The 26,994-nt window shown below is 69.9% G+C and carries 21 protein-coding genes and 2 pseudogenes; 13 read left to right on the top strand and 10 right to left on the bottom strand.

Translation table 11 applies throughout. From position 1 onward, the window contains the following. Window positions 1-140: 140 nt before the first annotated feature. Window positions 141-473, bottom strand: a complete 333-nt coding sequence (locus ACWCYY_RS35410; RefSeq protein WP_449798410.1) for a hypothetical protein — start codon at window positions 471-473, stop codon at window positions 141-143. Window positions 474-805: 332 nt separating this feature from the next. On the opposite strand from ACWCYY_RS35410, the gene ACWCYY_RS35415 reads away from it, so the two are divergent. The 3 genes from ACWCYY_RS35415 (at window position 806) to ACWCYY_RS35425 (ending at window position 4,289) form a co-directional block, all read left to right on the top strand. After that, complete coding sequence (locus tag ACWCYY_RS35415) at window positions 806-1,351, top strand: SigE family RNA polymerase sigma factor (protein WP_449798411.1); 546 nt, start codon at window positions 806-808, stop codon at window positions 1,349-1,351. Between the two features lie 44 nt (window positions 1,352-1,395). After that, complete coding sequence (locus tag ACWCYY_RS35420; protein ID WP_449798412.1) at window positions 1,396-2,685, top strand: hypothetical protein; 1,290 nt, start codon at window positions 1,396-1,398, stop codon at window positions 2,683-2,685. Window positions 2,686-3,110: 425 nt separating this feature from the next. Next, a complete protein-coding gene (locus ACWCYY_RS35425) occupies window positions 3,111-4,289 on the top strand; it encodes a protein-L-isoaspartate O-methyltransferase (RefSeq protein WP_449798413.1) in 1,179 nt (392 codons plus the stop codon). 27 nt (window positions 4,290-4,316) lie between these two features. Here the strand turns inward: ACWCYY_RS35425 and ACWCYY_RS35430 are convergent, their stop codons facing one another. Together ACWCYY_RS35430 and ACWCYY_RS35435 are read right to left on the bottom strand one after the other, a co-directional pair. Next, the gene (locus tag ACWCYY_RS35430) at window positions 4,317-4,598 is read right to left on the bottom strand and encodes a hypothetical protein (RefSeq protein WP_449798414.1); all 282 of its coding nucleotides are present in this window, start codon (window positions 4,596-4,598) and stop codon (window positions 4,317-4,319) included. A 296-nt stretch (window positions 4,599-4,894) separates the two neighbouring features. Further along, window positions 4,895-5,389, bottom strand: coding sequence for a hypothetical protein (locus ACWCYY_RS35435; RefSeq protein ID WP_449798415.1), 495 nt, complete (start codon window positions 5,387-5,389; stop codon window positions 4,895-4,897). Between the two features lie 647 nt (window positions 5,390-6,036). On the opposite strand from ACWCYY_RS35435, the gene ACWCYY_RS35440 reads away from it, so the two are divergent. The 6 genes and pseudogenes from ACWCYY_RS35440 (at window position 6,037) to ACWCYY_RS35465 (ending at window position 10,612) form a co-directional block, all read left to right on the top strand. Then, entirely contained in the window at window positions 6,037-6,615 is a 579-nt protein-coding gene (locus ACWCYY_RS35440; protein WP_449798416.1) for an RlpA-like double-psi beta-barrel domain-containing protein, read from the top strand. A gap of 654 nt (window positions 6,616-7,269) precedes the next feature. Further along, a complete protein-coding gene (locus ACWCYY_RS35445) occupies window positions 7,270-7,461 on the top strand; it encodes a hypothetical protein (protein WP_449798424.1) in 192 nt (63 codons plus the stop codon). Then, window positions 7,410-7,661, top strand: a pseudogene (locus ACWCYY_RS35450) (response regulator transcription factor); the annotation flags it as partial. The gene ACWCYY_RS35445 and the pseudogene ACWCYY_RS35450, both read left to right, overlap by 52 nt. A 797-nt stretch (window positions 7,662-8,458) precedes the next feature. Continuing rightward, window positions 8,459-8,677 carry a ferredoxin gene (locus tag ACWCYY_RS35455; protein ID WP_449798417.1) on the top strand — a complete coding sequence of 73 codons (219 nt, stop codon included), beginning with the start codon at window positions 8,459-8,461 and terminating at the stop codon, window positions 8,675-8,677. A gap of 92 nt (window positions 8,678-8,769) precedes the next feature. Next, window positions 8,770-9,975, top strand: coding sequence for a cytochrome P450 (locus ACWCYY_RS35460; RefSeq protein ID WP_345288968.1), 1,206 nt, complete (start codon window positions 8,770-8,772; stop codon window positions 9,973-9,975). 238 nt (window positions 9,976-10,213) lie between these two features. Continuing rightward, complete coding sequence (locus ACWCYY_RS35465) at window positions 10,214-10,612, top strand: hypothetical protein (RefSeq protein WP_345288969.1); 399 nt, start codon at window positions 10,214-10,216, stop codon at window positions 10,610-10,612. Window positions 10,613-11,162: 550 nt separating this feature from the next. Here ACWCYY_RS35465 and ACWCYY_RS35470 read toward each other — a convergent pair. Both ACWCYY_RS35470 and ACWCYY_RS35475 read right to left on the bottom strand, forming a co-directional pair. After that, window positions 11,163-13,196, bottom strand: coding sequence for an endonuclease/exonuclease/phosphatase family protein (locus ACWCYY_RS35470; RefSeq protein WP_449798418.1), 2,034 nt, complete (start codon window positions 13,194-13,196; stop codon window positions 11,163-11,165). A gap of 269 nt (window positions 13,197-13,465) precedes the next feature. Next, window positions 13,466-13,942, bottom strand: a complete 477-nt coding sequence (locus ACWCYY_RS35475; protein WP_449798419.1) for a hypothetical protein — start codon at window positions 13,940-13,942, stop codon at window positions 13,466-13,468. Window positions 13,943-14,095: 153 nt separating this feature from the next. On the opposite strand from ACWCYY_RS35475, the gene ACWCYY_RS35480 reads away from it, so the two are divergent. Continuing rightward, window positions 14,096-14,221 carry a hypothetical protein gene (locus tag ACWCYY_RS35480; protein ID WP_449798420.1) on the top strand — a complete coding sequence of 42 codons (126 nt, stop codon included), beginning with the start codon at window positions 14,096-14,098 and terminating at the stop codon, window positions 14,219-14,221. 773 nt (window positions 14,222-14,994) lie between these two features. After that, window positions 14,995-15,213 (top strand): hypothetical protein, encoded by a 219-nt coding sequence (locus ACWCYY_RS35485; protein WP_345288974.1) that lies wholly within the window; start codon window positions 14,995-14,997, stop codon window positions 15,211-15,213. A 97-nt stretch (window positions 15,214-15,310) separates the two neighbouring features. Here the strand turns inward: ACWCYY_RS35485 and ACWCYY_RS35490 are convergent, their stop codons facing one another. The 5 genes and pseudogenes from ACWCYY_RS35490 to ACWCYY_RS35510 all read right to left on the bottom strand — a co-directional run bounded on the left by ACWCYY_RS35490 (window position 15,311) and on the right by ACWCYY_RS35510 (window position 20,392). Then, window positions 15,311-15,898 (bottom strand): hypothetical protein, encoded by a 588-nt coding sequence (locus ACWCYY_RS35490; protein ID WP_345288975.1) that lies wholly within the window; start codon window positions 15,896-15,898, stop codon window positions 15,311-15,313. 78 nt (window positions 15,899-15,976) lie between these two features. Next, window positions 15,977-16,692 (bottom strand): annotated as a pseudogene (locus ACWCYY_RS35495) (helix-turn-helix domain-containing protein); the annotation flags it as partial. Between the two features lie 447 nt (window positions 16,693-17,139). Next, on the bottom strand, window positions 17,140-18,948 hold the full coding sequence (locus ACWCYY_RS35500) for a trypsin-like serine protease (RefSeq protein ID WP_449798421.1): 1,809 nt from the start codon (window positions 18,946-18,948) through the stop codon (window positions 17,140-17,142). Between the two features lie 97 nt (window positions 18,949-19,045). Beyond that, window positions 19,046-19,543: a hypothetical protein gene (locus tag ACWCYY_RS35505; protein ID WP_345288978.1), complete on the bottom strand. Its 498-nt coding sequence runs from the start codon at window positions 19,541-19,543 to the stop codon at window positions 19,046-19,048. A 351-nt stretch (window positions 19,544-19,894) separates the two neighbouring features. Beyond that, window positions 19,895-20,392, bottom strand: coding sequence for a hypothetical protein (locus ACWCYY_RS35510; RefSeq protein ID WP_345288979.1), 498 nt, complete (start codon window positions 20,390-20,392; stop codon window positions 19,895-19,897). A 390-nt stretch (window positions 20,393-20,782) separates the two neighbouring features. Between ACWCYY_RS35510 and ACWCYY_RS35515 the strand changes: the two genes are divergently transcribed. After that, a complete protein-coding gene (locus ACWCYY_RS35515) occupies window positions 20,783-24,724 on the top strand; it encodes a polymorphic toxin-type HINT domain-containing protein (protein WP_345288980.1) in 3,942 nt (1,313 codons plus the stop codon). 1,128 nt (window positions 24,725-25,852) lie between these two features. Beyond that, window positions 25,853-26,902, top strand: a complete 1,050-nt coding sequence (locus ACWCYY_RS35520; RefSeq protein ID WP_449798422.1) for a hypothetical protein — start codon at window positions 25,853-25,855, stop codon at window positions 26,900-26,902. Window positions 26,903-26,994 lie beyond the last annotated feature (92 nt).

A 26,994-nucleotide genomic window follows, 5' to 3' on the forward strand; every position in this document is an offset into this window, starting at 1 on the left:
TGGCACCGCGGCGCGGTTGGTGCTGATGGCGGCGGTCGGGTCCTTGCCCTGGTGAGCGGAGTGCGCCGCCGCAACTTGCGGGTCTGCTGAGGTCTCCCCGGCCTATCGGCCGCGCAGGTCGGGGGAGGGTGCGGTTGAGCTCAGTCCTGCTCGCGGTTGGCGAGCCATGCGGCTGCCCAGCCTGCCGTGACCAGGGGGAAGGTGTAGAGGATCAGGCCGGCCAGCGCGAGTGACCAGAGCCAGGGCGCTCCCCAGGACTGCCCGCCGACTGCGGCGCCGGTCAGGGGGAGTACGGCGGTCCCCGCTGCGGCCGCCACCACCAGGGCGGTCACCGCTCGGGCCCGTCCGAGGAACATCCCCAGGGGGACGGCCGGGACCGAGCCGAGGACGATCATCCCCACCAGCAGCCCGACGAACGGGCCCACGGCGGCCAGTGCCGCCCATCCGATGACCGACGCCCACGCGAACGCCATCTGTCCCCCACCGCTGCCCGTGGCCGAGCTCCTCACTGACGCCCCCTCATCCCATCGGTTCGGAGACGGCATCATGCCACATGCTTGAACGTGTTCAAAAGGGCGAGGCCCTGCTTGCTCGGCCCTGCATGAGGCTCATTGCCCACCACGGCAACCGAACGGTGTTCGCACCCTGCCGGGCTGCCGGGGTCTGCTCTCCCTTCCCGGCCCGCCGTGGCTCCGCCCAGCCCGGGCTGGGTCGGGTGCCCGGAAGGATTTCCGGAAGCGGGCTGTAACGTTCCGCCGCTCCCGGGGTTCTGAGAGATGGAGAGCGTTCGAGGGGGAGATGAGAGATGGCCGGCAACCGCGCGCCCGCCGAGGCCGGGGACGCCGGGTTCCTGGAGCTGACGGCCGGTCGGGCAGTGCAGCTGTACCGCACGGCGTGCCTGCTGACCGGTGGCGACTCCCACCTGGCCGAGGACCTGGTGCAGGAGACGCTGGCGCGGATGTACACGATCTGGTGTCGGCAGAACTCCTGGCTGTCCGGCCGCTCGCGGATCGAGGACCCGGGGGCGTACGCCCACCAGGTGCTGGTCCGCGCCTTCCTCAACCACCGCAGACGCAGGTCGAGCGGCGAACTGCCCGTAGCCGACCTCCCCGAGACCGGCGGCGGGCACGGGGACAGCGCGCTGCGGCTGACGCTGCTGGACGCACTGGCCCAACTGCCGCCCAAGGACCGTGCGGTCCTGGTCCTGCGGCACTGGGAGGACCGCAGCATCGAGGAGACCGCTCAGGTGCTGCGCTCCTCCCCGGGGGCGGTGCGGACCAGGACCACCCGGGCGCTGGCCAGGCTGCGCGCCCTGCTCGGCGACTCGATGGCCGAGCTCGCCGACCACTGATCCCGTCCCGCTCAGGACCACGACCACCGTGACGAGGACCCCGTATGTGCAGTGACCACACGTTCGAAGAGGACCTGACGCACGCCATGGCGCGGGCCGGCGAGGCGTTCCACACGGATGCCTTCCGCCTGGAGGCGGCCGGGCTGGCCCGGGGCCGGCGGCTCTGGCGCCGTCGCCAGGTCGGCCGGGCGGTCGGTGCCGCGACCGCGCTGGCGCTGGTGAGCGGGGGCGCCTACCTGTTCGCGCAGCCGGGTGTGCCGGCCGGCGCGCCGATCGGCCCGGCGCTCGGCCCGAACCCGTCCGCGACCGCGCCGTCCGGTGCGGCCACCCCCAGTGGCGGGGCCGGCCCGACCGGACGGGGTCGCACCTCGGGGCCGGTGCCGGTGGCGACGGAACGAGTTCTGGCGGCGCTCAAGTCGGCCCTGCCACCGGGTGCGTTCAGCGAGGTGCACGGCGTGGAGGAGCAGGACGTCCCCAGGGACGGGGCGTGGATGCAGACGCGGTTCGACGACGGTGCCGGCCTCGGCCAGATCTCCGTCTCCGTGACGCGGTTCGCCCGGCAGGTCCAGGTCGCCGAGGGCACCTACGGCTGCCGGCCCAAGTCGGTGGAACCGGCGGCCGTCTGCCGGATCGAGACGTTGCCGGACGGTTCGGTGCTGAGGATCCATCAGGGGCTGGAGTACCCGGACGGCCGGGAGGACACCAAGTTCTGGAGCGCGCTGCTGGCGGGCAAGGACGGCCGGGTGGTCGAGATCGACGAATGGAACGCCCCCGAGTCCAAGGGCGCCCCGGTCAGCCGGCCCACGCCGCCACTGTCGGTGGCCCAACTGACCGCCGCCCTGCAGTCCCGGGCCTGGGATCCGGTGGTGGCCGACCTGCCGACGGCCGGCGAACGGCGCAGCGCGGCGAGCGCGAGCCCCGGCCAGGCCGTGCTGCCGTCCGCGTGGGCCGCCGCCGTCGCCGGCTCCCTCATGCCGCCCGGCCTCATCGGCGTCCCCGCCGGCCACGGAGCCGACGGCCGGGCCAGGCTCACGGTCAAGGGCGGCGAGAACAGCGGCCTGCTGGACGTCCTGGTCGAGGACCACCGGGCCGACCTTCCCGGCTACGGCGACCGGTACCGGGCTGCAGAGGTCCGCGACGGCCACCGGGTGCTGGTGTCCAGCGGCAGCGGTTCCGCGCCGCGCTGGCGGGTGGACGTGCTGCGGCCCGACGGCCGACGCGTGCTGTTGGAGGCGTACGCCGGCAGCGGGCCCGAGCTGCACGAGGGGCAGGCCCTGTTGGACGCCGAGCAGCTGATCACCATCGCCGTCGCGCCCGGCTGGGCAACTGGGTGACCCGTCGCCGGGCCGGACCGAATCCTCACCCGCCGTTGTCCTGGAAGGGTGCACACAGCGTGCACAGCGGAGCCACGATCGGGATCACCGCCGTCATCGCCGCGATGGTCGCTGACGGGTATTCAGCCAGGTACGGATGAGCGGGCGCGGGCTGGTCCTGCCGGTTGGCCGTGATGTCCTGCGTAGCCGGTCAACACGGCGTGCTGCCGCACCACCCCGACGCGCTCTTTCCCGGCGGGCGTCGGGCGTGCACGATGGGCGTCGAGGCCCGCCGGGTCGGCCGGGCGGCCACGACGAGGGAGGGACGCGGGCATGGGAGACCACGAGAAGCCGGCGCCGGATCCGGGCCAGGGCACTCCGCCTCCCGGCAACGCGGACGGCCAGGTACCGCCTCCGCCACCCGGCGACGGCAAGCACAAGAAGTAGTGGAGCGGCAGGGGACGGGCGAGGTGGCCGAGGCCGGCGACACCACTGGTCAGGGCGGGATCGCGTCATGGCGGGCGCGGCTGGACGAGCGGATGGCGAGCGCGGGCACCTGGCCCGGGCGCTCGCCCTGGATCCGTGAAGCCGTCACCGCGTTGCCGCGCGACAGGTTCGCCCCCTCGCGGTTGTGGGACTGGGACGGCCAGGCCTGGCAGCCGGTCGACCGGGACAGCAGCCCTGACCGCTGGGCCGGGTTGCTCTACGCCGACCAGCACGCCCCGGCCGTCACCCAGATCACCGCGAACCTGCCCACCTCCAGCCTCTCCGCGCAGGCCCTCGTCGTCGACATGCTCGACTCCCTGCAACCCGAGCCCGGGAACCAGGTACTGGAGCTCGGCACCGGCATGTCCGCCTGGAACGCCGCGCTCCTCACCTGGCGCACCGGTCCCAAGACCGTGACCACCGTCGAGGCCGACCCCCGGCTCTCGGCCGCCGCCACGGTCCGTCTGGAGCACCTGGGCCTCCACGTCACGGCCGTGACCGGCGACGGCAACGCGGGATGCGAGGCCGGCGCCCCCTACGACCGGGTGGTGGCCACCTACGCCGTCGAGCGCGTGCCGTGGGCGTGGATCGCCCAGTGCCGGCCCGGCGGCCGACTCGTCGTGCCGTGGGGTCGGCTCGGGCACGTCGCCCTCACCGTTGCCGAGGACCACACCCACGCCCAGGGCTGGTTCCAGGGCCTGGCCCAGTTCATGCCCGACCGCACCGCCCCCAGCCACCCGCACCGCGCCTATGCCGAGGTCCGCGGCCACCGGGAGCCGGACGGCGAACGCCCCCTCCGTCGTGATCTGACCCCGCTCGGTGCGGACTGGGGGCTGCGATTCCACCTCCGGGTCGCGCTGCCCGAGGTCGAGCTGACCACCGCGGCCGACGGGGACGGCACGTCGGCGTGGATCCACGACGGCCGGTCGTGGGCGAGCCTGTCCACCACGGCCCACGGGGTCTTCGCCCATCAGGGCGGGCCGCGCCGCCTGGCCGACGAACTCGAATCCGCGTGGGACCAGTGGTCCGTGCTGGGCAGCCCGAGCGTGTACGACTACGGCATGACCGTCACCGCGGACGGGCAGTGGGTGTGGGCGCTGGACGCCGAGACCGGCCCGAGATGGCGCACGACGCCCTGAGCAGGCGGCCGGGACCTGGCGGGCCGCTCAGGTGAGCCGGGGTCGCCCCCACCTGGCTGCTTCGAGTACTTGTGCGGTGTCGCTGGCCCACCGGAAGCGGTCCTCGTCCTCGTCCCGTTCGAGGATGCCCGCCGCAGTGAGCTGGAGCAGCGACTCGTGGAGGGCGTCTCCGACCGGGTTCGCGGTCCAGAACGCCCACTTCATCGACGAGAAGTCCTGGTCCTCCGCGAAGATCCCGAGCGTCCGGCCCAGCAGGTACGCGGCCCCGTCGGAGTCGACCCAGTCAGCGAGCTCGTTCGGAAGGTCCATGCGGCGATGGTGGCAGACCCACCGCGTTCACCGCGCGGCTGTTCTTCGCGCTGCTGTCCCGGGTCGGGTGTGACGGCTCGTCACGTGCCGGCCCGGTTCGGGTGCACCTCGTCGGCCGGCTCTACCGGTGACCCCCACCGCGAGGTCCGCGCCGACCTCGGCTCCTGCGGCTGTCCCCACAGCACCCCGTGCGCTCACGATCACGCCTGTTGTCCTGAATCACCAGTTGATCCACGCCGCATGAGCAGTCGAGCTCAGCTACGTCAGCGAGCGGTCGAGTACGCGCCGTCCGATCCTCAGCACATCTTCCCGATCTCCCATGCCCGAGCCCGCTCTCCGGTGCTCTCGGGGCGGATCCGCTCGGCCAGGCAGTTTCGGTGGGCTATGACGGTGTGGCTTCCTGGACCGTCATTGCTCCGCGAGTCCAGGACAAGCGCGCCTCCGCCTGGGGCCACCGTGACCCGTTCACCGCAGAAGTCGTAGGCCCGGACCAGCGACTCCAAGTCGGCAGGGCGGATGCTGAGCCGCACTGACACCGGCGGATGCCAGCGGCGGACCTGCTCGATGACCGCATCGATCTGCGAACCGACGGGTGGAAAGAGCGCGAGCAGTTCGTCATGGCTGCTCGTGGTTCGGGAGAACTGCTCGATCATGTCGACAGAGGCCGAGAGACGGGTGTTCTCGTAGCCGACGATCTCAACGAGCACGCCCCATGGGTGATGGCTCAGGACGTTGGCCCGAACCCTCTGACCAGGCATCAGCGCCAGACTCTCCGGCTCGAATCTCTCCATGAACCGCTTCCTTGTCCTTACCCTGCCGGGCCGCACCTGGTGGTGCTCAGGCGGGTTCGACGGCGTAGGAGTCGATCTCCGCGCACAGGCCCCGCGACGCGTCATCGTATTGGTCGCGGTTGAACTGGAACGGACCGAACGTCGTGCAGTCGCGGCTCCTCCGGCAGGCTGCTCGAAGGAATCCCAGTGACCACGGGCGCCCAGGTCGGCCTGCGTACCCGCGCGGAGAGAGCCGGCACCTGTCAGCAGTCCGGTGGCGTCCGGGCGCCAGGTGCGTAGTCGACGGTGGTCGTTGCCCGGGCGGTGGCTGGTGCCCTCGCAGACGAACCCCGGCTGCGGTGACGCATGTGTAGGCGGCCTGGACGCTTGGCGGTCGACCTGCGGGAGCGCCGACGGCAAGGCCGCCAGAGCGTTTTCGGCATGAGCGGCGACGGCAAGGGCCTCTGTCTGGTCGACGAAGGGCCAGAAGCTCTGCCTCAAAGGGCAGTTCTGCGTCGTGGAATGGACGCGGAGTTATTCGTGTGGCTAGCGTCCGAGTTCGCGGTGCACGGTTCGGCGGACCGGTCGACGAGCCGGCCACAAGGGTCAATTCGCTCCGGGCACGGCCCGGTGTAGCGACTCCCATGAGAAAACACCTGAGAGGAACCATGAAGAGTTCGACGAGGAACACCATCACCGCAGGCGTGGGAACGCTGGCATTCGCGGCCGTGTTCGCGGCGGCGGCACTGCCGGCCTCCGCGGCCACGTACAAGGGCCGGGCTACCTCCTACTCGCCCGGGCTCAACGCGTGCGGGACGGTGGATTCCGCCGGGGACTTCATCGTGGCGGTCAGCCCCCAGATGTTCCACAACGGATCGGTGTGCTTCGCGACGGTCAGCATCACCTACAAGGGCCGCACCGCGACCGCGAAGGTGACCGATCGGGCACCGGGTGCGGGCATCAACGACCTCGACATGTCCCCGGGGCTGTTCAAGTACTTCGCCGGCCAGAGCCAGAACGCGATCTCCGGCGTGAGTTGGCATTTCAAGGACTCCAAGCCCACGCCCGGCGGGACGTCGAAGGCGCCGACGCCGAAGCCCACCATGACGCCGAAGCCGCCGACGCCGAACCCGACCAGGACGACGAAGGCACCCACGCCGAACCCCACCAGGACCACGAAGGCACCCACGCCGAACCCGACCAGGACGACGAAGGAACCCGCACCGAATCCGACCCGGACTCCTTGAGTCCCAACAAGCAGGGACCATGCGCCGGGTGCTGGGTCGCCCCCCGGAAGAGTTGGCGATCGAGCACGCCAGCCTGACTGGGAGGCGTGCGGCCTGGCAGTTCAGTTGCCGGCGGCCTGTTCTCCTGGCTGCCGACTGCCGACTGCCGACTGCCGACTGCCGATGCAGTGCTTGCCGTCTTGGTCCCGGACGGTTGAGCCATCCGGGGCGGTGGTGGGGGTGGGCCGGGTCCGGGACGAGCTCGCGGACGTGCCCGCCGGGGGGACGGCCAATTCTCGTTTCCTGCAAAACCGTTGGTCGCGGGGGCGTACCTCGCACGGGGCGGCTCCCGGAACTCTGGTGTCGTGGAGGTCCGATGGGGGTGTACTGGTGGCCTGCCGTGTCAGGGGGCCGTATGTCGCAGACCTCGGATCCAGGACCGCCCGCGCCGCACGGTGATGCGCCGGAACCGTCCCCCGGCGACCCCGATCCGGACGAGGAGCTCACCCCGGGCGCCTGGCTGACCGCCCAGGAGGTCGCCGTGTTGTGGTCCGTGCGGGAGGACTGGGTGCGACGGGTGGCACACCTGGCGGGGGTGCGCAGCCACACGGTTCCCGGGCCGACCTACGGTACGTACGGGGCGGGCCAGGACCACACCTACTACCACCCGAGGACGTGCCGCTGGCGGCGGTGGCCATCGCCGAGGGACGCGTCGAGGTCGAGTCGGTCTGGCGCACCGACACCCCTGACGGCCGGCGGGCGGAGTGCTGGAGGAGGTTCCGTCTGCGGTTGGCCATCACCCTGGTGCTGGTCTGGTCGTCGCGCAGCTGCTGGTACGCCGGCACAGCGATCTGCTCGACCGGCTGATACCGCGTGAGCGGGAGGTCCTGGAGCTGATGGCGGGCGGCCGGTCCAACTCCGGCATCTCCGCCGAGCTGGTCGTGAGCGAGAGCGCGGTCGCCAAGCACATCAACAGCATCCTCACCAAGCTCGACCTGCCCAGGGCCGACGCCGACCACCGCCGCGTGCCGGCGGTGCTGCGGTTCCTGGGCGTGGTGACCGCGTAGTGCGCGACCACGCCCGCATCCCCGCGTGTGGTTCACGGCGCGGGCCCTCGCCGCCGGAGCACTCCAGCGAGACGGCGACCGCGACCGCGAGCCGACCTACGACGGGCTGCGAGCCGCCGAAGTCGCCGACAGCACGGGCGGGTGCCGCTCCGCCGCGGAGGCGGACAAGACCGGCGACGTCCGTCACATGCCGTCACCGGACGGCTCGTTCCTCGGTCCGGCCTCCTCCCCGATTGCGGTTCCGAACGACTCGCGGGGACGCCTCCGCGACGGCGTGGCCGGCCTTTCGGGGCGGGCCAGTCGTGCCGCAGGGGCCCGTCCCGGGGCGCCCGGACGCTACCGGCCCGGCCGGAACCCGTCGTCGAAGTCACCTTCGACGGCCTCCGGTGCAGTCACCGCTACCCTGCGAGCGCAGTCCTTGCTGTCCCGCCAGGGCAGTCCTTGCTGCCCCCCCCCCCCGCGACGTCCCGTCACCTCGCGGTCGGCCCTGCGGTTTGCCGAGGTGGTGGGCTCCCGGCCGGCCAAGAGTGCCGCCGAGCATGAAACGGCCTTCCCCGTAGGGGAGTTGGCCACCACCGAAGTCCTGTGAGGCCGTCCGCACGGCTGGGTCCGCCGACCCGTCCGGCCAGGTACCACGGGGTGAAACGCCTTGCGCCGTAACGGGGTTCGCGCACGGTGGCCGAATCAGCCATTCCCGTTCCGGCCACCGTGGTCTGGACCAGTGGCGGCTAGGTTGGCCGTGACAAGGAGAGGCGGCCGCCGGCCAGCCGGTGCCGCCCTGGCGAAAGGTGCCCGACATGCAGGTGAGCGTCGACCGGGACCGCTGTTGCACCTCCGGCATGTGCGTGACGAACGCCCCCGCGGTGTTCGAGCAGGACGACCGGGACGGTCTCGTGAGGCTCCGTCAGACCGTCCTGCTGCCGGAGCAGTTCGACGACGCCCGACTCGCCGCCGAGCTCTGCCCGGGCCGGGCGATCACCGTCACCGGGGGCGAGCCCGTGCGGACCGGGGCCTGACGGACCTCCGCCATCGACCCCGCAGGCCGCGCCGGGAACCTTCCCGGTCCCCAGCCCCACGAGAACACCCGCGACGTGAGGAGACCCCCGCTGTGACCAGCGCACCCACCACCCCTGTCCTCGCCCTGCCGGCCCCGCACTCCGGCGGCTGTCCGTTCGGCCCGCCGCCCGCGTACCCCGAGGCCGCCGCCACCGGGCCGGTGACCAGGGCCAAGCTGCCCGACGGCGACCTCTGCTGGCTGGTCACCGGCTTCGCCGAGGTCCGCACCGTACTGTCCGACCGCCGGTTCAGCGCCGACATCCGCCACCCGACCTTCCCGCTGCTGATCGCGGGCGCTCGCGAGCTGATCACCGACAATCCGGACTTCCTGCGACTGGACGACCCCGAGCACGCCCGCCAGCGCCGCATGATCACCGGGGAGTTCCTGGTCAAGCGGGTGGAGGAGCACCGCCCGGAGATCCAGCGGATCGTGGACGGGGTGCTGGACCGGATGACCGAGGGCCGGACCACCGCCGACCTGGTCACCGACTTCGCGCTGCCGGTGCCCTCACTGGTGATCTGCCTGCTGCTCGGCGTGCCGTACGAGGACCACGAACGCTTCCAGGACCTGAGCCGCACGATGGTCAGCCGGGAGGCCACCGTGGAGCAGCTCCGGGTGGCCCAGGAGGAGGTCCGCGACTACCTCCGCGGCCTGACGGACCGCAAGCGCGAACACCCGGAGGACGACGCCCTCAGCCGGCTCGCCGCGCGCGACGACCTGACCCCGGACGACGTGGCCGGCATGGGCGTGCTGCTGCTGATCGCCGGGCACGACACGACCGCGAGCATGATCTCGCTGGCGACCGCGCTGCTGCTGGACCACCCCGAGCAGATCCCCGCCCTGGCCGATCCGGCCACCCTGCCGGGTGCGGTGGAGGAGCTGCTGCGGCTGCTGACCATCGTGCACACCGGCCTGCCCCGGGTGGCGCTGGAGGACGTGGAGCTGGGCGGCGTCACCATCCGGGCCGGGGAGGGCGTGATGGCGCTGCTCTCCACCGCCAACCGGGACGAGACGGTGTTCGGTGGCGCCGGCCGTCGGGCGACGGACGAGCTGGACCTGGAGCGGGACGCCCGGCGGCAGCTGGCGTTCGGTTTCGGCGTGCACCAGTGCCTGGGCCAGCCGCTGGCCCGCGCCGAACTCCAGATCGCCCTGGAGACGCTGTTCCGCCGGCTGCCGGGGCTGCGGCCGGCCGGCGAGCGCGAGTTCCGTACCGACTCGTTCATCTACGGCATGCGGTCGCTGCCCGTGACCTGGTGAGCGGGGCCTGACGGAGAACTCCGAGTGGACTACCGGCCCGCCCGCCACGACGTTCCATCACGGCGGGCGGGCGGGCTTGCCGGTCGAGGCCGAGCGCGGCGAGCCACTCGGAGCAGGGCCTCGGTCAGCTCGGCCCACCCCGGTGGGGTCGAGCCCCGGTGAGACGGTCACCTGCCCTCCGACACGCGCTCGTGGTCGGTCCGCCGGCTGTTCCGGACGGATGGTGGATGATCAGGGTGTGCTGGTGCAGACAGAGTTGATGCCGACCTCCGAGCCGGAGCGGATGATGGTCAGGTTTCACACATCCGTCGGCAGTGCCGTGGCGGTGTGGCGCGGCGACCCGTTCGAGGTGGCGGGCCGGCACTACATCGAGTGGACCGTCAGGGAGGAGATCCTCTGGGGCCTCAACACCCGACCGACCCCGCTCACCGAACCGGGCATCCGCGAGCACGCCGGCCACGTGGTCCTGCGCGGTCGGCTGGAGCTCGTCGAGGAACCCCTCGCGGTTCTCGATCTGGGTGACTCGCCGGTGTGGTTCGAGATCGGATCGCCACCACCGCCCGACGGAATCGACGGCACCTGGGTGGAGATCACCGTCGCAGCGGACAAGGTGGAGCTGTACCCCTACCGGCTCTGACCGGTCTCACCCACCCGGCAAGAACGCCCCGGCCGGGGCGAGCCCGGGACACCACCGCCGAACCCACCAGGTGGTGCGGCGGCGCGACGCCGTCTCAGATGTCTGCTGGCCGTCCGCCGAGAGCCGTTGTGAGTCCGGCCCGAGCCCGGAGATCGGCCGTCGCCGAGACGAGCCGATGGGCGACCGGCCCGATCCGCCCACGATCGCGGATCCGACGACACCCACCCCGGCGCCGACCAACGCGGCTACCCCTTGGTCCACGGAGCGAGCGTTCCCAGCGGACGCTCCGACCGAACCCGCCTCGGCCGACCGCATGGTCAGGCGGCCAGCGGTGACGAAGCTCCCAGGGCGGTGATGCGGGGGAGGAGCATGCCGGTACGGGCCACCCTGCGGGCAGCGCCGGTACCCACTGCCGAGGAGGTGCGAGGCACCCCGGCGTGTGCGGGGGCGTCCAGGTCGGCGCGCGGTGCCGCTGTCGCCAGCAACTGTCGCGCGTTGCGGTGGTGTTCGCGCGAGACGGGGTGACGGGAGTCGGGGCCCCTGCGGTCGGTCAGTCGGGGGTTCGGGTGAGGGTGCATTCGAAGCGGTAGGTGCCGCTCTGGACGGAGAAGGGCGACTGGACGCGTTTGGTGAGCGGGTCGCCGGGTGCCAGGGCCTGGATGAGGGTGGTGTCCGGAGGGTCTTGGAGGAAGTCGTGCTCCTTCACCCAGACCTCGATGTGCTGGGCGAACGCGACCACGGGGACCTGGCCTTCGAGTTTGAGCATCTCGCCGGAGTCCGCGTCGTCCCAGTAGGTGCTGAAGAAGTGGCCCGGCAGGCCGTCCGCCTGGAGCTGGAGGGTGATCTCGTCGCCGCCGGCCCAGTCGGGTCCGGTCTCGTCGATGCAGCGCAGGACCATCGGACCGGTGGGGGTGGAGCGCAGGTAGGTCAGGCCCGACTTCCAGCCCACCCGGAATCCGGTGTCGGTGAGGGAGGAGCGCATCAGGCGCAGCATCACCACCTCGACGCCGACGGCGCTCAGGTCCACCTCGGAGAGGGGTCCGCTTCCGGAGGCGGTGAGCGTCCCGGCCGATCCGCTGAGGACCTCGAGAGCGGCTTCGTGGCCGGTGCTGTTGAGGAGGGTGAAGGTGGAGGTGTGCGGGAGGCCGCTGTGGGCGCGGTCGATGCGGGCGCGGAACCAGCACTCGTCGTTGGGGCCGAGCTTCTGGCCGTTGGGTAGTTGCGGGTCCTTCGCGGCTTCCCAGGGCAGAAGGGCGATGGCGGTGGCTCGGGTCTCACCGCGGTGGCGCAGGACGCCGACGTGGCAGACGCCGCGGTAGCCGCCGCTCTGCCGCGTGGCCCGTACGCGGATGAAGAACGGGCCACGGCTTTCGAACTGTTGCCCGTCCGCGCCGGGTTCGATCCCGAGCCGGCGCAGGTCTCCCGGCAGTGTGCTCAGCCCGCTCGCGGCCGGTGGCAGGACGTCGTAGGGGACGAGGGGAGTTGACATGTCGTCAGCGGTGAACAGGTCGATGTCGAGCTGGGGTTCGGGGAAGACGGTGTACGTCCCGGGTTCCTCGATGTACACCCACTGGTAGCTGCCGTCGTGGACGATGTTCAGCCCGTACGCCCGCAGCCCCTCCGGGGTGGTGGCGGAGGGCACCGTGACGGCGCGGGAGGGGGTGCAGGCGGGGGTCTCCAGGTGGGCGTCGGCTTCCAGCGACCAGTGGTCGCTCTGCGCGCGGAACCTGGTGCGCATGTGCTGCGGGACGAGCCTGCGCTCGGGGGCCCGGCTGTAGCACTGGTAGTCCAGCCGCATCAGCAGCCCGGCCGGGAGCTCCCCGTTCTCGCCGGGGTCCAGGTTGTTGCAGGTGTAGCCCGGATCGGACTCCACGAACGCGTTCGGGGGACGCATGAAGGTCCGCCAGCCGTCGGTCAGGTCGGTGCTGAAGACACCGCTCGGGGCGGCGAACACCGTGCCCCACTCCGCAAGGGCCGCGCCCGGGTCGCCCCGTACGTTGAAGTCGCCCATGACCACCAGGGTGCGCCAGAGCCCGGTGCCGGGCGGGCCGAGGATCAGGGAGAGCTGCTGGCCGAGGTCCTTGAACTGTCCGGCCCGCTCGGCCGCGTACTGGTCCTCCCACTTGTAGAAGGCCTGGGTGTGGGTGAACGCGATCGTCACCACCCCGGTCGGCGGGAACAGCACCTGGACCAGGCCCACCCCCTTGCACGCCAGGGCGTCCTTGTCGGCCGAGTCCGGGTAGGAGAAGAAGTGCACCTTGGGGTCGCTGGCCTGAGGGGGGAGAGTACGGAACGGCAGGCGGCTGAACAGCATCAGCCCGCTGTCCTGCCCGATGGCGCAGTCGTCCAGCTTGACGGCGATGTGCGGGTAGGCGGGCTTGAGCCGTTCGTAGAGGACGTCGCGCCCGGTCTCGCTGAACACCTCGTTGAAGGCGATCACGTGCGGCCGGTCGTCGGGGCCAAGGGCGTCGAGGGCGTCCGCCACCGCGTGCGCCCGGCCCTCCGCCTCGTTGCCCGGCGAGGTCGTGCCGGGCACGGTGGGCAGCAACTGGACGTTGAAGGTCATCAGCTTCAGCGCGCTCATCAGGTCGTGTCTCCCCGGCCCGTCGCATCTCCTGAACACTGGTCAGTTTCCCTGCCCCGAGCGGGGTTGGGCAGGGGCGAAACGGGTGACGGGCCCTGCCAGGGCGGGTCGCCGAGGCCCGGGATGCCGCCGCCTCCTCCGCGACCGTGTTGTCCGCGGACAACACAGCGCCGGGGTACGGCCGGGCGACGTATCGCAGCGCAAGTACTGCCGCACGCCCGCGAACCACGGAGGGCACCGCTGCGGCAACGCGAGCGTTCTCCACGGGCTCAGGGTGCGGGGGATCGCTTTCGGCCGGACCGTTCGCCGGCCGCGCCGGCCAGGATCCCGCAGGCCACAGCAGCAAGCCCGAGAACCCCCACGGCCGGGTTGACGTACCCCGGTACGGCGACGGTGTAGCCACCTCCCGCGCGCAGCTCGCACGTGAAGCGCAGCGGCAGGAAGCTCACGCTGTGGTCCACGACCGTCTCCGCCCGGGCCATGCCGCCCTCACGGCAGGGCTGGATCGGGAAAGCGTCGGTTCCACTGTCGTCCGTCGTCAGGACGGCGCCGAGGAGGTGCAGCGCACCCCACAGGTACGCGGCGGCCGCGCCCCCGGCCGACAGCAGCGCCACCCCGCGCAGGCCGCCGGACGGACCGGCGTCGCTGCTGCTGCGGACCAGTACCACGGTCCCCAGGATGAACAGGACCGGCGCGGCAACCAGCCCAGCCAGCACCACTGCGACAAGCACGAAGAATTCGAGCAACGATTCCCCCCAAGGTCGTACTCCACGACGACGCGCCCCACAGGTCCGGTTCCGCCGCGAGGAGCTGGGCCTCGCCGGTCACCACCGATCCTGAGCTGCCGGTCACAGCGGCGGCCACCCGAGGGTGTCGGTGGCGCCCTCCACGATCCCGGCGTGCCCGACACCCCCACCGCCAGCGCCGACACCACCGAGGTCCCCGAGCAGACCGAGGCGGAGCCGCACCCCGACTTCGTGATGCCGGTCCCCGAGCCCGGCGACGCCCAGGCCGCAGTCGTCTGATGGCTCGGCCGGATCGCCGCGCAGGCCCGCGCGGCCTACCCCGACGAGAAGGACGCGCAGGGCAACGCCATCGCCGACCGCTGGTTGGAACGCGCCTGCTACCCCGGCCCCACTCCCACCCAGCCCCTCGACACCGGCGAAGCCCGCCCCGGCCGGCTCCACTGCCGCCCGATCTCCTCGGCGTGCCAGAAAGTCCGGCCGCAGGCGCTGCCACCCCGGCGCGAGACGGCCGCAGACTTGCCACAACGGCCGGCGTGCGCACGCGCCCGGCTCAGCTGACACGGCCATCTGGCGGCCCTTCATGCCCGCCCCTACCATCACCGGGAGCGGAAACGAGGGGACGCACATGCAGGAGCAGGAACCGGCTGCGGCCGCGGTCCGGGTGCTCGTCGAATCCGTCGCCAGGGGCGGGGCGGCGACGGGGCCAGAGGCCCAGGTGATCGCACTCGTACGGGAACGCCTCGGCCGAACGGAGACGGGCCGATCGGCGGTGCTGCGCCTCGACACGGAGTGGAGCGCCGCCGCCGAAGCGGACGCAGCGGAGGTGCTGGCCCGCGAGATGGCCGCCGACGCCGTGTTCGGACACCTGATCCAGACCGCACTGGACGGCCTCGTACCCAGTCCGGCCCAAACCCCTCCCGTCCCCCCGCCCCCGCCGTACCCCCCGTCTGGGCCCTCGCCGGGCAGCCCGGGGCCGCTCCACGAGACCACCACCCGGCCCCGACCGGCCCCCCCGACGCGTCGCCGCCGTCTGGCTGCTCGGCATCCCCCAGGTGCTCCTGGCCTTCATCGCCGGCAACCTGGCCGCCGAACTCGGCGCGCCCTCCCTGCTGGTCGGCACCGTCTTCACCGCCTCGGCGGTACTCCTCGCCCTCGGCATCAGGATCGGCGCCACCACCCTGCGGCAGACCCCCAGCCCTCTGCTGGTCGGCGTCGTCGTCGTCGACGCGCTGCTGATGGTGCGCATGTTCCTGGTGCGAATCGGAATCTGACCCCGGGCGTCACCACCCGACGGCACACCAGGCACAGCGGCCCCGCTCACGCCTCCACCACCGCCCACTCCACGCCGTGCTCGGCGAGCGGCGCGGGCTAATCCGTCGTCAGCCCCGCCCTGCGGCTTTTGTTGTTGTTGAGCCAGGTGCGAAGCGCGAACAACGTTATTCTGTCCCCTGTCTCCGCCGCCAATGGCTGCTTGTGAGGGCGGGGCACCTTCGCGTGCTGGTGCTCGGCGACGAACGCCGCCAAGGCTGCGAGGCCGGCCGCGAACCGGTCACCCCGGGACTTGTTCGGCCGGGCCGCCACCTTCGCCCGGGCAGCGGCCGGCTCCTGGTCCTCCTCGATGCCCAGCGCCGCCAGGAGGTCCTGCCGCTCCTGCTTCAGCCCTGCGAAGGCGGCCCGCTGCGCCCGCACCCGCCGGCCCCGCTCCTCGCCGTCGAACTGCAGGCCCACGTCCAGCCCGGCCCAGTCGGTCTGGCCGTCGGCCTCCAGCCACCACATCCGGGCGACGGCGTACGAGCGCTGCCAGATGATCGGCCAGCGCGGGGCCCACCACGGGTCGACCGCCTCCAGCTGCGCCCGGCGCTCCGCGTCGAGTGCGACCGCTTCGCCGTCCGGCACCTCGGCGGCGGCCCGCAGCGCGGCGAGCCAGGCCCTGATGGCGTACCCGCCGCCGATCACCGCCCGCGCCGGCGCGGCCAGGCTGCCCCCGTGCTCCTTCGCCCAGAGCCGGGCCCAGTCCGAGCCGATGCGGGGTCAGCGTTTGACGCCCCACAGGGAGTCGTCGCCGATCGAGTAGCAGCCGTGGAAGTAGGTAGCGCCGTGGGTGCGGTGGTAGGTCTCAGGCAGCCGGTTCGCCCGGCCTTGCTCGGCCCAGCAATTGCCTACGGTGGGGCGGATGCCGAGCGGCCCGAACTCGTCGAATGCGAACGTGCGATCCGGGAAGCGTTTCAGCACGTGCTCGATCCGGTCGAGCTTAGCTTCGCGCTCCGGATCGGTGGACTCCTTCCACGTCTTGGCCCGTTGGAAGGCGACGCCGCGTCGGGAGAGCAGGCAGCGCAGGGCCTCGCGGCCCAGGCGGACCACCCGGCCATGAACCTTGCGCAGGTAGGCGGCGAGCTTGCGGATCGACCAGCGGGTGAAGGGCTGGCCGAGCTTGGCCCGGCGGGTGGTGGCCATCTGGACGACGAAGTCCTCGTCGTCAGTGCTGAGTTGGCGAGGACGGCCTCCCGCCCACCGAGGGTCCACAGACAGGCCAGGCCGATCTCGTTGAACCGGTGGATCACATCCCGCACGGTGTTCTCGTCGGCCGCTACCAGCTGGGCGATGACCGGCACCCGGTTGCCGCCGGCCGAGGCCAGCAGCATCATCGCCCGGCGGTAGCGCACCGAACTCGTACTGCCCCGACGCACAATCCTATGTAACTGCTGACCTTCCTGATCCGTCAGTCTCCGAACCCTCACCGGCCCCGCCACCACGCTCCCCGAACCTTGGATGTCGACTCACATCCAACCCGTCCGGACCGTGCCACCACCAACCCGGTGGACCTGTGCGGTCAGAGCACTAGACACACCCCGAGAGCGCGCTCTTCGCTGACTGTCGCGCTACCGCCAGCGCCAGTGCGGGCCGGGACAAGTTGGTGGCCCGACGCGGGATGCGCCGGGCCACCAAGTTCTTGAGCGGCGTGCGGTCTGCGGAGGGTGAACCCACCGGGGACCGCACGGTAGAGGAACGCGTCCTACCTCGCGTGGGTGAACGTCAGGACCGGGGTGTCGACGATCTTGTCGTCGCGGGCTGGACGTCACTATCGGCGAACCGCACCTGACCGGGTCCGCGCCGAGCCCTCCCAGAGGCAAGCTCACACCAGCGGCCTGACCGGGGAGATTGTCCTGGGCGTGTCGTCCCGGCCAGGTGAGGCGTGATCAGGAGCCGATGAGGTTCCAGCTGCTCCAGCCGCTGCTGCCGGTGGTGTAGTAGGCGTGGTAGATGCGGCTGTCGGTGCCGGTGGCAAAGACCTCGATGGTGTTCTTGTCGGCGTGGTAGACCGTGCTCAGCGCGGTGAACGTGCCGGGGGCGACCAGCTTCCACGCGCTCCAGCTGGGGCTGCCCGTGGTGTAGAAGGAGTGGTAGACCTGCCCGTCGGTGCTCAGCGCGAAGATCTCAATGGTCTTGAGGTCGGCCTGGTAGACGGCGCTGGTCTGGCCCTTGAAGGTGCCGGAGGCGATGAGGTTCCAGCCGCTCCAGCCACTGCTGTTGGTGGTGTAGTAGGCGTGGTAGACCTGCTTGTCGGTGCCGGTGGCGAAGACCTCGATGGTGTTCTTGTCGGCGTGGTAGACCGTGCTCAGCGCGGTGAACGTGCCGGGGGCGACCAGCTTCCAGGCACTCCAGCTGGGGCTGCCCGTGGTGTAGAAGGAGTGGTAGACCTGCCCGTCGGTGCTCAGCGCGAAGATCTCGATGGTCTTGAGGTCGGCCTGGTAGACGGCGCTGGTCTGGCCCTTGAAGGTGCCGGAGGCGATGAGGTTCCAGCTGCTCCAGCCACTGCTGTTGGTGGTGTAGTAGGCGTGGTAGACCTGCTTGTCGGTGCCGGTGGCGAAGACCTCGATGGTGTTCTTGTCGGCGTGGTAGACCGTGCTCAGCGCGGTGAATGTGCCGGGGGCGACCAGCTTCCAGGCACTCCAGCCACTGCTGTTGGTGGTGTAGAAGGAGTGGTAGACCTGCCCGTTGGTGCCGAGTGCGAACACCTCACTGGTCTTCAGGTCAGTCTGGTGAACGGTGCTGATCGCGGTGAACTGGCCCGGTGCGACCAGGTTCCAGTTGCTCCAGCCGGCGCCGCCGGTGGTGTAGAACGCGTGGTACACCTGGCCGTCCGCCCCGATGCGGAAGTCCTCGATGGTGTTCTTGTCCGGGTGGTACACCGCGACCGGTGCAGTCTCCGTCCACCGGTCGGTCCGGTCCACCTGCTCCTTCAGCCACGCTGCCAGGCCGTCGACACGGGTGCTGTAGGCGCCTGTGCGGGTCTCGGCGGCGGGGATGCCAAGGCAGCTCCCCTGCCAGGAGCGGCTGTTGACGGCCACCAGCTGGGGCTGGCCGTCGACGGTGCGCCAGGCCGGGCCGCCCGTGTCGCCCTTGCAGATGGCCGCGCCGGCCGGTGCCTTGGCGGCGAGGTCGACCCCGGTCGCTGCGATCTTGCCGACGGTGAAGGTGGCGGTGCGCAGCTTGTCCTTGGACCAGGTGGTCCTGGTCCGTCCGTAGCCCGCGATCTGCAAGTCTTCACCTTGGGCGGGGGCGCTGGTGCTGAGAGCCAGGGGAGTGATGCCGGCGGCGGGAGCGGTGAGGCGGGCCAGGACGAGGTCACGGTCGGTGCGCGGCACGATCTCGGCGATCTCGGTGACGTGACCGCCGGTGGTGTTGGTCAGGTCGGCGCGGCCGATGACGGCGGTGGTCCGTTCCTTCGGGGCGCCGGCCTGGAGGGTGAGGCTCTGGGACGGGTTGTCGGCGAAGCAGCTGGCGGCGGTGAGGACCCAGTACTGGTTCACGAGCGCGCCGGAGCAGACACGGCCCTTGTCACCGATGGTGAGCTTGGCGGTGAATGCGAAGGACGCGTCGGTCTGGGCATCACCGGATACCGCGCCAGCGGTGCTGGATGACAGCCCGCTGGCGAGAGCGGCGATGCTGAGCGCGACGGTCGCCAGAGCGGTGGTGGGCCGTGGAAGTTGACGGGCAGTGAACATGCAGGTTGGTCCTCAAAGCTATGGAAATCCGGTGCGAGTGCGCGTACGTCCGCCGCACGCGACGCAGAGGAGGGCAGGGTCGGGGCAGATGTCCGGGTCAGCCCGTGACACGGAGTTCGAGCATCACGGCGTTGGAGTTCCTGCTGCCTTCACCGACCGGAACCAGTTGGTCCTTGGCGACCTGCAGGGTCGTCGTGTTGCCGTCGGCGGAAACGCGTGCGGCCACCGCCCGCTCGGGTGTGGTCTGCACCGCGAAGACCTCCGGGATCGACATGGTGAGCCAGCCGGTGGACGTGGGTGCCGTGAAGCAGAACCGGTCACGAGGATCCCTGAGGCCCAGCCGGGAGTAGACCTCGATCTGATGCGCCGATCCGCAGCTCACGAGGCTGATCTGGCCGTCGCCCGCCGTCAGGGTGACCCCCTTCTCCTGGAGGATCTGGTCCGCGCCGGGGTAGGCCCCGTCCTCGACCCCGAACGGGGCCAGCACGTTGTCGGTGGTGCTGTCGGCAGCGGTCGCGAGGGCCGACACACTGACAACGGCGGCCGCAGCGACGGCTGCGCCGACCAGCGACCATCGTCGTATACGGATTGACATGTGATCTCTTTCACTTTTTAAAGCGCATTGATTTTGCCAAACGTGCGAAATCGGACATTATGCCTGCCTGGGCCGCGCTTCTTCACCTGCATTGGACTTGGGTAAACAGCTCGTACCCGGGGCGCTGGCCAGGCGCCGGGGGTCAGGACGCGATGGAGGCCGTGGGGCGGAAAACATCAGGCCACCACACGGCCGCACATCCGGCCCCGAGGTTGGCATTGTGTTCGCTGCTGGCGCGGCCCTGCGCCGCTGGCGCCGAGGAACGTAAAGGTTCGCCCTCAAGACATCTGGAAAATATATGATCGCGCACGGCAGCCGCGCGTGAGACAGGAGGGTGAGGCGTGACCTGACTCAGCCCGTGATGCGAAGCTCCAGGACGACACCATGGTTGCTCACGCTGTGTTCACCGACATTGGCGGCCCCATTCTTGGGCAGTTGCAGGGTTGCCGTGTTGCCATCGATGGAGACGGTTGCGGTCAGTGCCCTCTCGGCGGTCGTGCTCATCGTGTAGACCTCCGGGATCGACATGGTGAGCCAGCCGGCCGAGGCGGGTGCGCTGAAGCAGTACCGGTCACGAGGATCCCTGGCGCCCGCCTTGGAGTAGAGCTCGATCTGGTGACCCTGCGTGCAGCTCACGAGGTTGATCTGGCCGTCGCCCGCCGTCAGGGTGATCCCCTTCTCCTGGAGGATCTGGTCCGCGCCGGGGTAGGCCCCGTCCTCGACTCCGAACGGGGCCAGCGCGTTGTCGGTGGCGTTGTCGGCGGCCGTTGCGAGGGCAGGCGCACCGAGAACGGCGGCTACGGCAACGGCTGCGCCGGCTAGCGCCCATCGGCGCATACGGATCGACATGTGATCTCTTTCACTTTTCAAAGCGCACTAATTTTTCTCAAACGTGCCAAATCGGACATTGTGCTTGCCTTGGTTCGAGTCACGCTTCTTAATCTGCCTCAAGGCGGGGCAAACAGCTCGCCTTGCAGGGTGCTGGCCAAGCGCCCGGGAAACACGACTCGATAGAGGCTGTCAGCGCAAGGTATCAGGCCACCATAAAGTCGATTCAACGGCCCCCTAAGTTGATCTTGGGTTCGTTTACGCCGCTTTCTCGGGTAAGATCCGCCAGCGATTTATCCGCGCGGTGATTGGGAGGGATTGGCGTTGAGTTCAGTCAATGTTCGGGCGCGAGGCGGCGGGGGGTGGTGGCGTTCTTCCCTCGCGTTGGCGCACGGCCTGCTTCCGTTGGCCATGACCGCCGGTCTGGTGACGGCTGTGCCCTCGTTCGCGGCCGAGGTGCCCGCGCCGTCGGCGTCGGCGCTGCCGGCGACCGACCGCGGGCGGGCCGTCGGGTTCTGGAAGCTGGGCGGGCCGGCCGTGAAGGCGGCCGCCGAGGTGGCCCTGCTGGGCTCGGATGCCGATGTGCGCCGGTTCCTGGACACGGACCGGGCAGCGGCCGAGGTGCTCGATGACCGGCAGCTGGCCCTGCAGGTGGTCAGCATCGGCGGCCGAGAGGTGCGCGAAGCCGCGAAGAAGGCACTCGCGGGCACGCCGGCCGAGCTGTCCGCGTTCTTGAAGGACGGCTGGAAGGTGTCGCAGGAGCGTGACGACCGACAGGCGGTCGTCCGAGCGATCAACGCCGGAGGCCCGGCCGTTGCCAAGGCCGGCCGGACCGCGTTCGATGGCACGCCCCAGGACGCCCGGACCTTCCTGGAGCAGGGGCAGTACCGGATGCGTGAGCAGGACGACCGCGTCCTGGCGGCCCAGGCGATCAGCGCGGGCGGAGCGCAGACGAAGGCGGCCGGCCGGATCGCGTTCAACGGCACGCCCGACGAGGTCCGTGACTTCCTCGAGGTCGGGCAGTTCGTCGCCCAGGCCCGCGACGCGGAGTACGCGAGCATCAGCCAGCTCGCGGCCCAGGTGGAAACCGCCGGGGCCCAGGCAAAGGCGAGCCTCACCCAGGCCAAGGAGGAAGCGGACCGCGCGATCGACGCCGCCCGCCTGGCCCGGGAGGCCGCGGCCAAGGCAGCAGCCGAGACGGAGGCCGCGAAGGGCGATGCCACCAAGGCGGCAGCGGCCTCCGCACGGGCGGCCGAGGCCACGCGCCGGGCCGCGCAGGCGTCGCAGACCGCCGCCACCGCGGCCCGGGCGGCCGTGGCGTCCTCCCGCCGGACCGCCAACGCGGCCTCCCGGGCGAACAGCGCCATGGTCGGCGCGCTGCAGGAGGCGGCCAAGACCCTCGCGGCGGCCGCGGCGGTGTCCTGGGACAAGACGAAGATCACAGAGGCACAGGAAGCTGCCGGCAAGGCCACCCGCCTGGCGAACGAGATCAGCGGGGTCTCCGGTTGGACACGCGCCACAGCCGAGGCCGATGCGGCGTACCAAGTCACCATCGAGCTGACGAAGGACGCGAACGACCAGGCGAACCAGGCAGCCACCTCAGCCGACGCCTCGGCCGCCTTCGCCGAACAGGCGAAGGCCCCGGCCGCCGAGGCCCGTGCGGCGGCAGCCGTCGCGCGCCGCAACTCCGCCGAGTCCTCGCGCGCGGCCACCGCGGCCCAGGCGCTTTCCGCTGACTCCTCCCGCGCCGCGAAGGAGGCGGCGGACGCCGCCGCATCGGCGGCCGACCGCCTGCGGGCCGCAGCCGAGGCCGCCACCTGGGCGTGGCAGCACGCCGGGGAATCCTCCGCCGCGGCGGACCGCTCAAAGGCCCAGGCCGACGCGGCCAAGGTGGCCGCCGACGCCGCGAGCTCGGCGGTGGAGAAGCAGAAATCGCTCCGCGACCTCGCCACCCGCACCGAGGCCGAAGACCTCGCCACCCGCACCGTCCAGGGCATCAACCAGGCCAACGACCTGCGCGTCGCCGAGGAGGAGCGGCAGGCGGCCTTGCAGAAGGACGTCGACGACGCCAGGCAGCTCGATGCCGACGCCACCCGCCTCGCAGCCGAGGCCGCGCAGACCGGTGCCGACGAGCAGCAGATCGCGGCGAAGGGCCGGCGGATGGCGGTCGCCGCGATGAAGACCCGCGGCCCGTGGAGCAAGTCCGCCGCCGAGTTCGCCCTCGCCGACACCGACGCAGTCGTAGCCGAGTACGCCCGCACCGGCTGGGCCCAGGCAGCCGAGCGTGACGAGCGCACCCGCGTCCAGCAGATCATCCGCGAAAACGACTCTGGCGATCCGGCCGCCCCTGATCCGATCGCCACCGCGGCCACCACCGCTCTCAAGGGCGACGCCGCCGCTGTTCACGCTTTCCTGACCACGGGCCAGTACGACGTCCAGGCCGCCGACCTGCGGGTGCGGGTGGTTCAGGTCCTCAACGCGGGCGGACCGAGCGTCCACCAGGCGGGCAAGAACGCGTTCGACAACGGCGCCAGCACTGTCTTGGCCGACTTTCTCAGTGTCGGCCAGTACCGGGCACGGGCCACCGACGACCGCGTCCTGGTGTCCCGGGCCATGAGCAGCGGAACCCCTGAGGTCAAGGCCGCCGCGAGGATCGCCTTCGACGGGCCCCTCGAAGCAGTCCGCTCCTTCGTTGAAACCGGCCAGTACAAGGCGCAGCAGAAGGACCAGCTCACCGCCCACCACAACGCTGCGATCGACCAGATGATCGCCCAGTCCGCCGGCACCGCCGCCACCGCCCAGCAGAACGCCGCCGAAGCCTTCAAGGTCGCCGCCCTCGCGCGCAACGCGGCCAACGAAGCGAACGACTGGGCCACCAGCGCGACGAAATCCGAAAATCAGGCATCCATATACGCGGGGCAGGCCAGAGCCTCCGCTGGCCAGGCCGCCGACGCCGCAGCCAAAGCCGCCGAATCCGCGAAGAAGGCCCGCCAGTCCGCCGCGCAGGCCCAGCAGGCCGCAAACAGCGCCGCCTCCAGCGCGCGATGGGCCACAGCATCGGAGCGCGCAGCAAGCAAGTTCGCCGAGGAAGCCGGAAAGAAGGCCATCGAGGCAAGGACGTCCGCGGAGGCGCTCGGCAAGAGCAAGCAGGAAATCTTCACCCTGGCAGCGCTCGCCAGCAACGCTATGGTGAGCGCCCAAATGGACCGCCAGGAATGGGAGAAGGAGTTCGACAAGGCCCTCTCTGACTTTTCAGAGGCAAGAGCCAAGAAGAGCGGCTTCACCGCACTCGACGGCGTTCACCTCCTTCTCGACACTCTTGGAACAATCCCGGTCCTCGGGGAACCCATGGACCTCCTCAGCTGCGGGATCTACGGGATTGAGAAGAAGTATGTAGACGCTGGACTCTCCTGCGCCAGCGCGATCCCGATCGCAGGATATTCGGCAACTGCCGTCAAGTTCGGAAAATGGGGAGAGAAGGGGGCCGACCTCCTCTCGGGCATCAACCGCGAGCGCAAGGCTGTATCAGCGGCAGGGCCCACAACCAGCTGTTTCGACAGCTTCCCGGCAGGCACCGGAGTCTTGATGGCTGACCGCAGTATCCGCCCGATCGAGCAGGTGACTGTCGGTGACAGTGTCCTAGCAACCGACCCGATCACCGGTCGAACCGAATCCAAGCCTGTACAGGCGACGATCCGCACCCCCGACGACCGGGGATTCACCACCGTACAACTCGATTCTTCCGGCAGCGGGACCGTCATCTCGACCGACCATCACCGGTATTGGACCGAGAACCAGCGTTCCTGGCGCGACGCATCTCAGCTCCGCCCCGGTGACACCCTGCGCACCCCGAACGGTGCCGCCGTTACAGTCGCCAGCGTCAGTCACGACGACAGCAGCCGCGTTGCGTATAATCTCACCGTCGGTGACCTGCACACCTACTACGTCGTCGCTGCCACCACGCCAGTTCTTGTGCACAATCGGGATCTGAGCGTGTGCGACCTGGATTTCCGGCCGCCTAATCTTGCGCATCCTCCGGTTCAGTCAGTCCTTGATGTGATGCCGACGCTCCCTATTCATATTTACGAGTATGACTGTTCTGAAATTGCTGCGCGGCTACTCAGAGAGGCAGGAGGGGTTGGAAAGATTATCGAGGGCAGGGTCGACGGGGGAGGTTGGATCGATGTCCCCGAGGGTCGAGTCACTGAGAGCTATATTTTCCATCAGGTTTATACTGATGGCCGCTATGTATATGATCCTCGCTTGTCAATGAGCGCCATTCCGGCCGGAGATTATTTCAAGCTTTTGAAGAAGCTGAATCCGGGAATACGCTGGGGAAGGCCGACGGTATGATTTCACCCGAATATGCTCTTGAAGCGCTTCGTCGTCATGGTGTAGTGGAGTGGGGTAGGCTGTCGGTCGGGGTGGATCCTCTCGACGGATTGGTTCGCCCCCCGTTGATTGCTTGGCGGTATGCAAGCCCCACTGTGTCAATTGCTACTCTGATCGGCGATGCCGTTGGCTCTGCCGACACGGTGTACGAGTGGACGGTCTCACTCGGCGGGCGAACGTGGTACATCGTTCCCGAAAGAATCGATCGAGTTATGCGGTCGGCAGGGCCGGGAAATCCTGACGCGCTCGGTTGTTTTAAGATGCAGAATCAGGATTTCTGTGCAGCTACAATGAATGAACTTGCTCTCATTCTAAGGAGAATCTGAAGTCATCCCTCGATTCTAATTTCGGGCCCGCCATCGTTCTCGATGGTGGGCCCGAAATGAGGTCCCGCTGGTTCTGATTTTGTGAGGATTTATGGCGTGGCGGCGGGTGTGCGGGGTTGAGCGGTCGTGGGGTGGGGTTTCGCAGGTTGGTTGATGCGTTTCTGGTGTCGGGGTCGGCCGGGGTGTGGCGGTAGGTGGGTGAGTTGGCCGTGTCGAGGGGCAGGCGGGTGGCGCCATGAGCTGGTGATGTCGCTGGTTTGGTGAGAGTTGCGCTGTTTAGAAGCCGTTGTTGTACCGGTCTTGATGGACGTGGGTTCGATTGGTGTGGCTCGGTCGGGTGATATTGCCGCGTGCCGGGCATGGAGACAGGGCCCCTGGTGCAGCTCGAGGTTGTCGAGACCGTGAGCACGCCAGGAGGCCCTGTTGTGACGGGTCGTCATTTCAGTTGTGCGTTGTAGCGGGTGGTCTGGGGTGTTGTGGGTGGTGTGGGACGTCGCTGGCGGGTGTGGAGGGGGCTGTTTCGCGGTTCCTTGATCGTTCAGGAGGTTCACGGTTGCCCACTTGGCTGTTGACCTGCGGGTATCGCTGATAGGTCGGGAATCGTGGGTCCTGTGAGGTGGTCTGGGACTTTTCACTGGCTCAGTGGGAGCTCCTAGGGCGGTTCGCTGGGAGCGCTGTCTTGATGGCCTGTCAGGTGGGTGCTGGGCGAGGTGTTCTCGGGGTTTGGGGCGCCGGTGTCCCTGCGCGCTGGGAGACTTGCTGGGTGTCTGAGCAGCTGACGTTCCTTCCGCTTTCGTATGCCGCGAGGCCGCCTCGTCTGGTGGTCGTAGCCCCGCAGAATGAGGACTGGGTGCGGTGGTCGGCCGCTGCTCTTGCCCGGTTGTCGAGGGTGTGGGGGTGCAGCGGGAGCGTGGTGCTTCCGGCGGGGACGGTGGAGCATCCGGCACTGCAGCGGGGCCTGGCTCGTCTGCAGCCCGATCAGGTGGTGCCGTACGTGCCGTCGGTTGGGACTGCGGACGAGATCATCCCGGGCCTCATCGATGCAGCGCTTGACCGGCAGAGCATCGACGATGCTGGGGTGTTGGAGCAGTTCGGGCTGTCTCTGCGCAAAAATCCTTGGACGCCGGACTACGTCCAAGCCGCTCAGGAGGTGGCTACCGCGCTGCGGTCACGCCTCGCGGCCAACCAGCGGGAGGAGTTCGTCCATGTCCAGCACCTGTTCGACGTCGGCGACAGCCAGTCGTTGACGGAGCTGGAGTCGGTGGCGATCGCCCCGCTGCTCGGTGTTCCGAAGGCGCTCGTCACAACGGCGGCTTCGCTCGCCTACGCCATGCACGTCGGGGCGCAGGAATGCCCGTCGGAGAAAACGGTAGAAGCCGGGCGCTGGCTGCAGGCTGCCGTCCAGGGCAGCGAGTCGCCTCTCCTGAAAGAGTTCCATCCCGAGGCGGCGCCGGACGCGCTCGCGATGATGTCCCACGAAGCCGGTCTGTGCATTCCGGTCCGACGGGGGTTCCGGCGCGGGGCGACCACGGTGGTGCTGGGGGAAGGCCCGGAAGACTTCGCTCTGGCACAGGTCCTCAGACAGCTCCACGTCACGGTCGTGTGGCTCCCGGCGGAGGAGCTGTCCCTCGCTTCGATGTGGCTGTTCCAACTGGGCAACCGAAACGACCAGATGACCGTCACTAGCGCCTCGCTCGACCAGCCCGAGGTCCAACGGAGGATCAACGAACTCTGGGACAAGCGCGGCTACCGGATGATCGAGCCAGCCGAAGAGGAGAAGCTTCCGTACACGGTGCTGGATCCGCAGGACTGAACCGCCCCGTGTTCAGTGGAGACTCGATTTCGTGTAAGGATTCGAGTCATGGCACGTCCCTCCTCCTACCCGCCTGAGCTGCGCCGTCGTGC

It is taken from the genome of Kitasatospora sp. NPDC001664 (assembly GCF_053596675.1).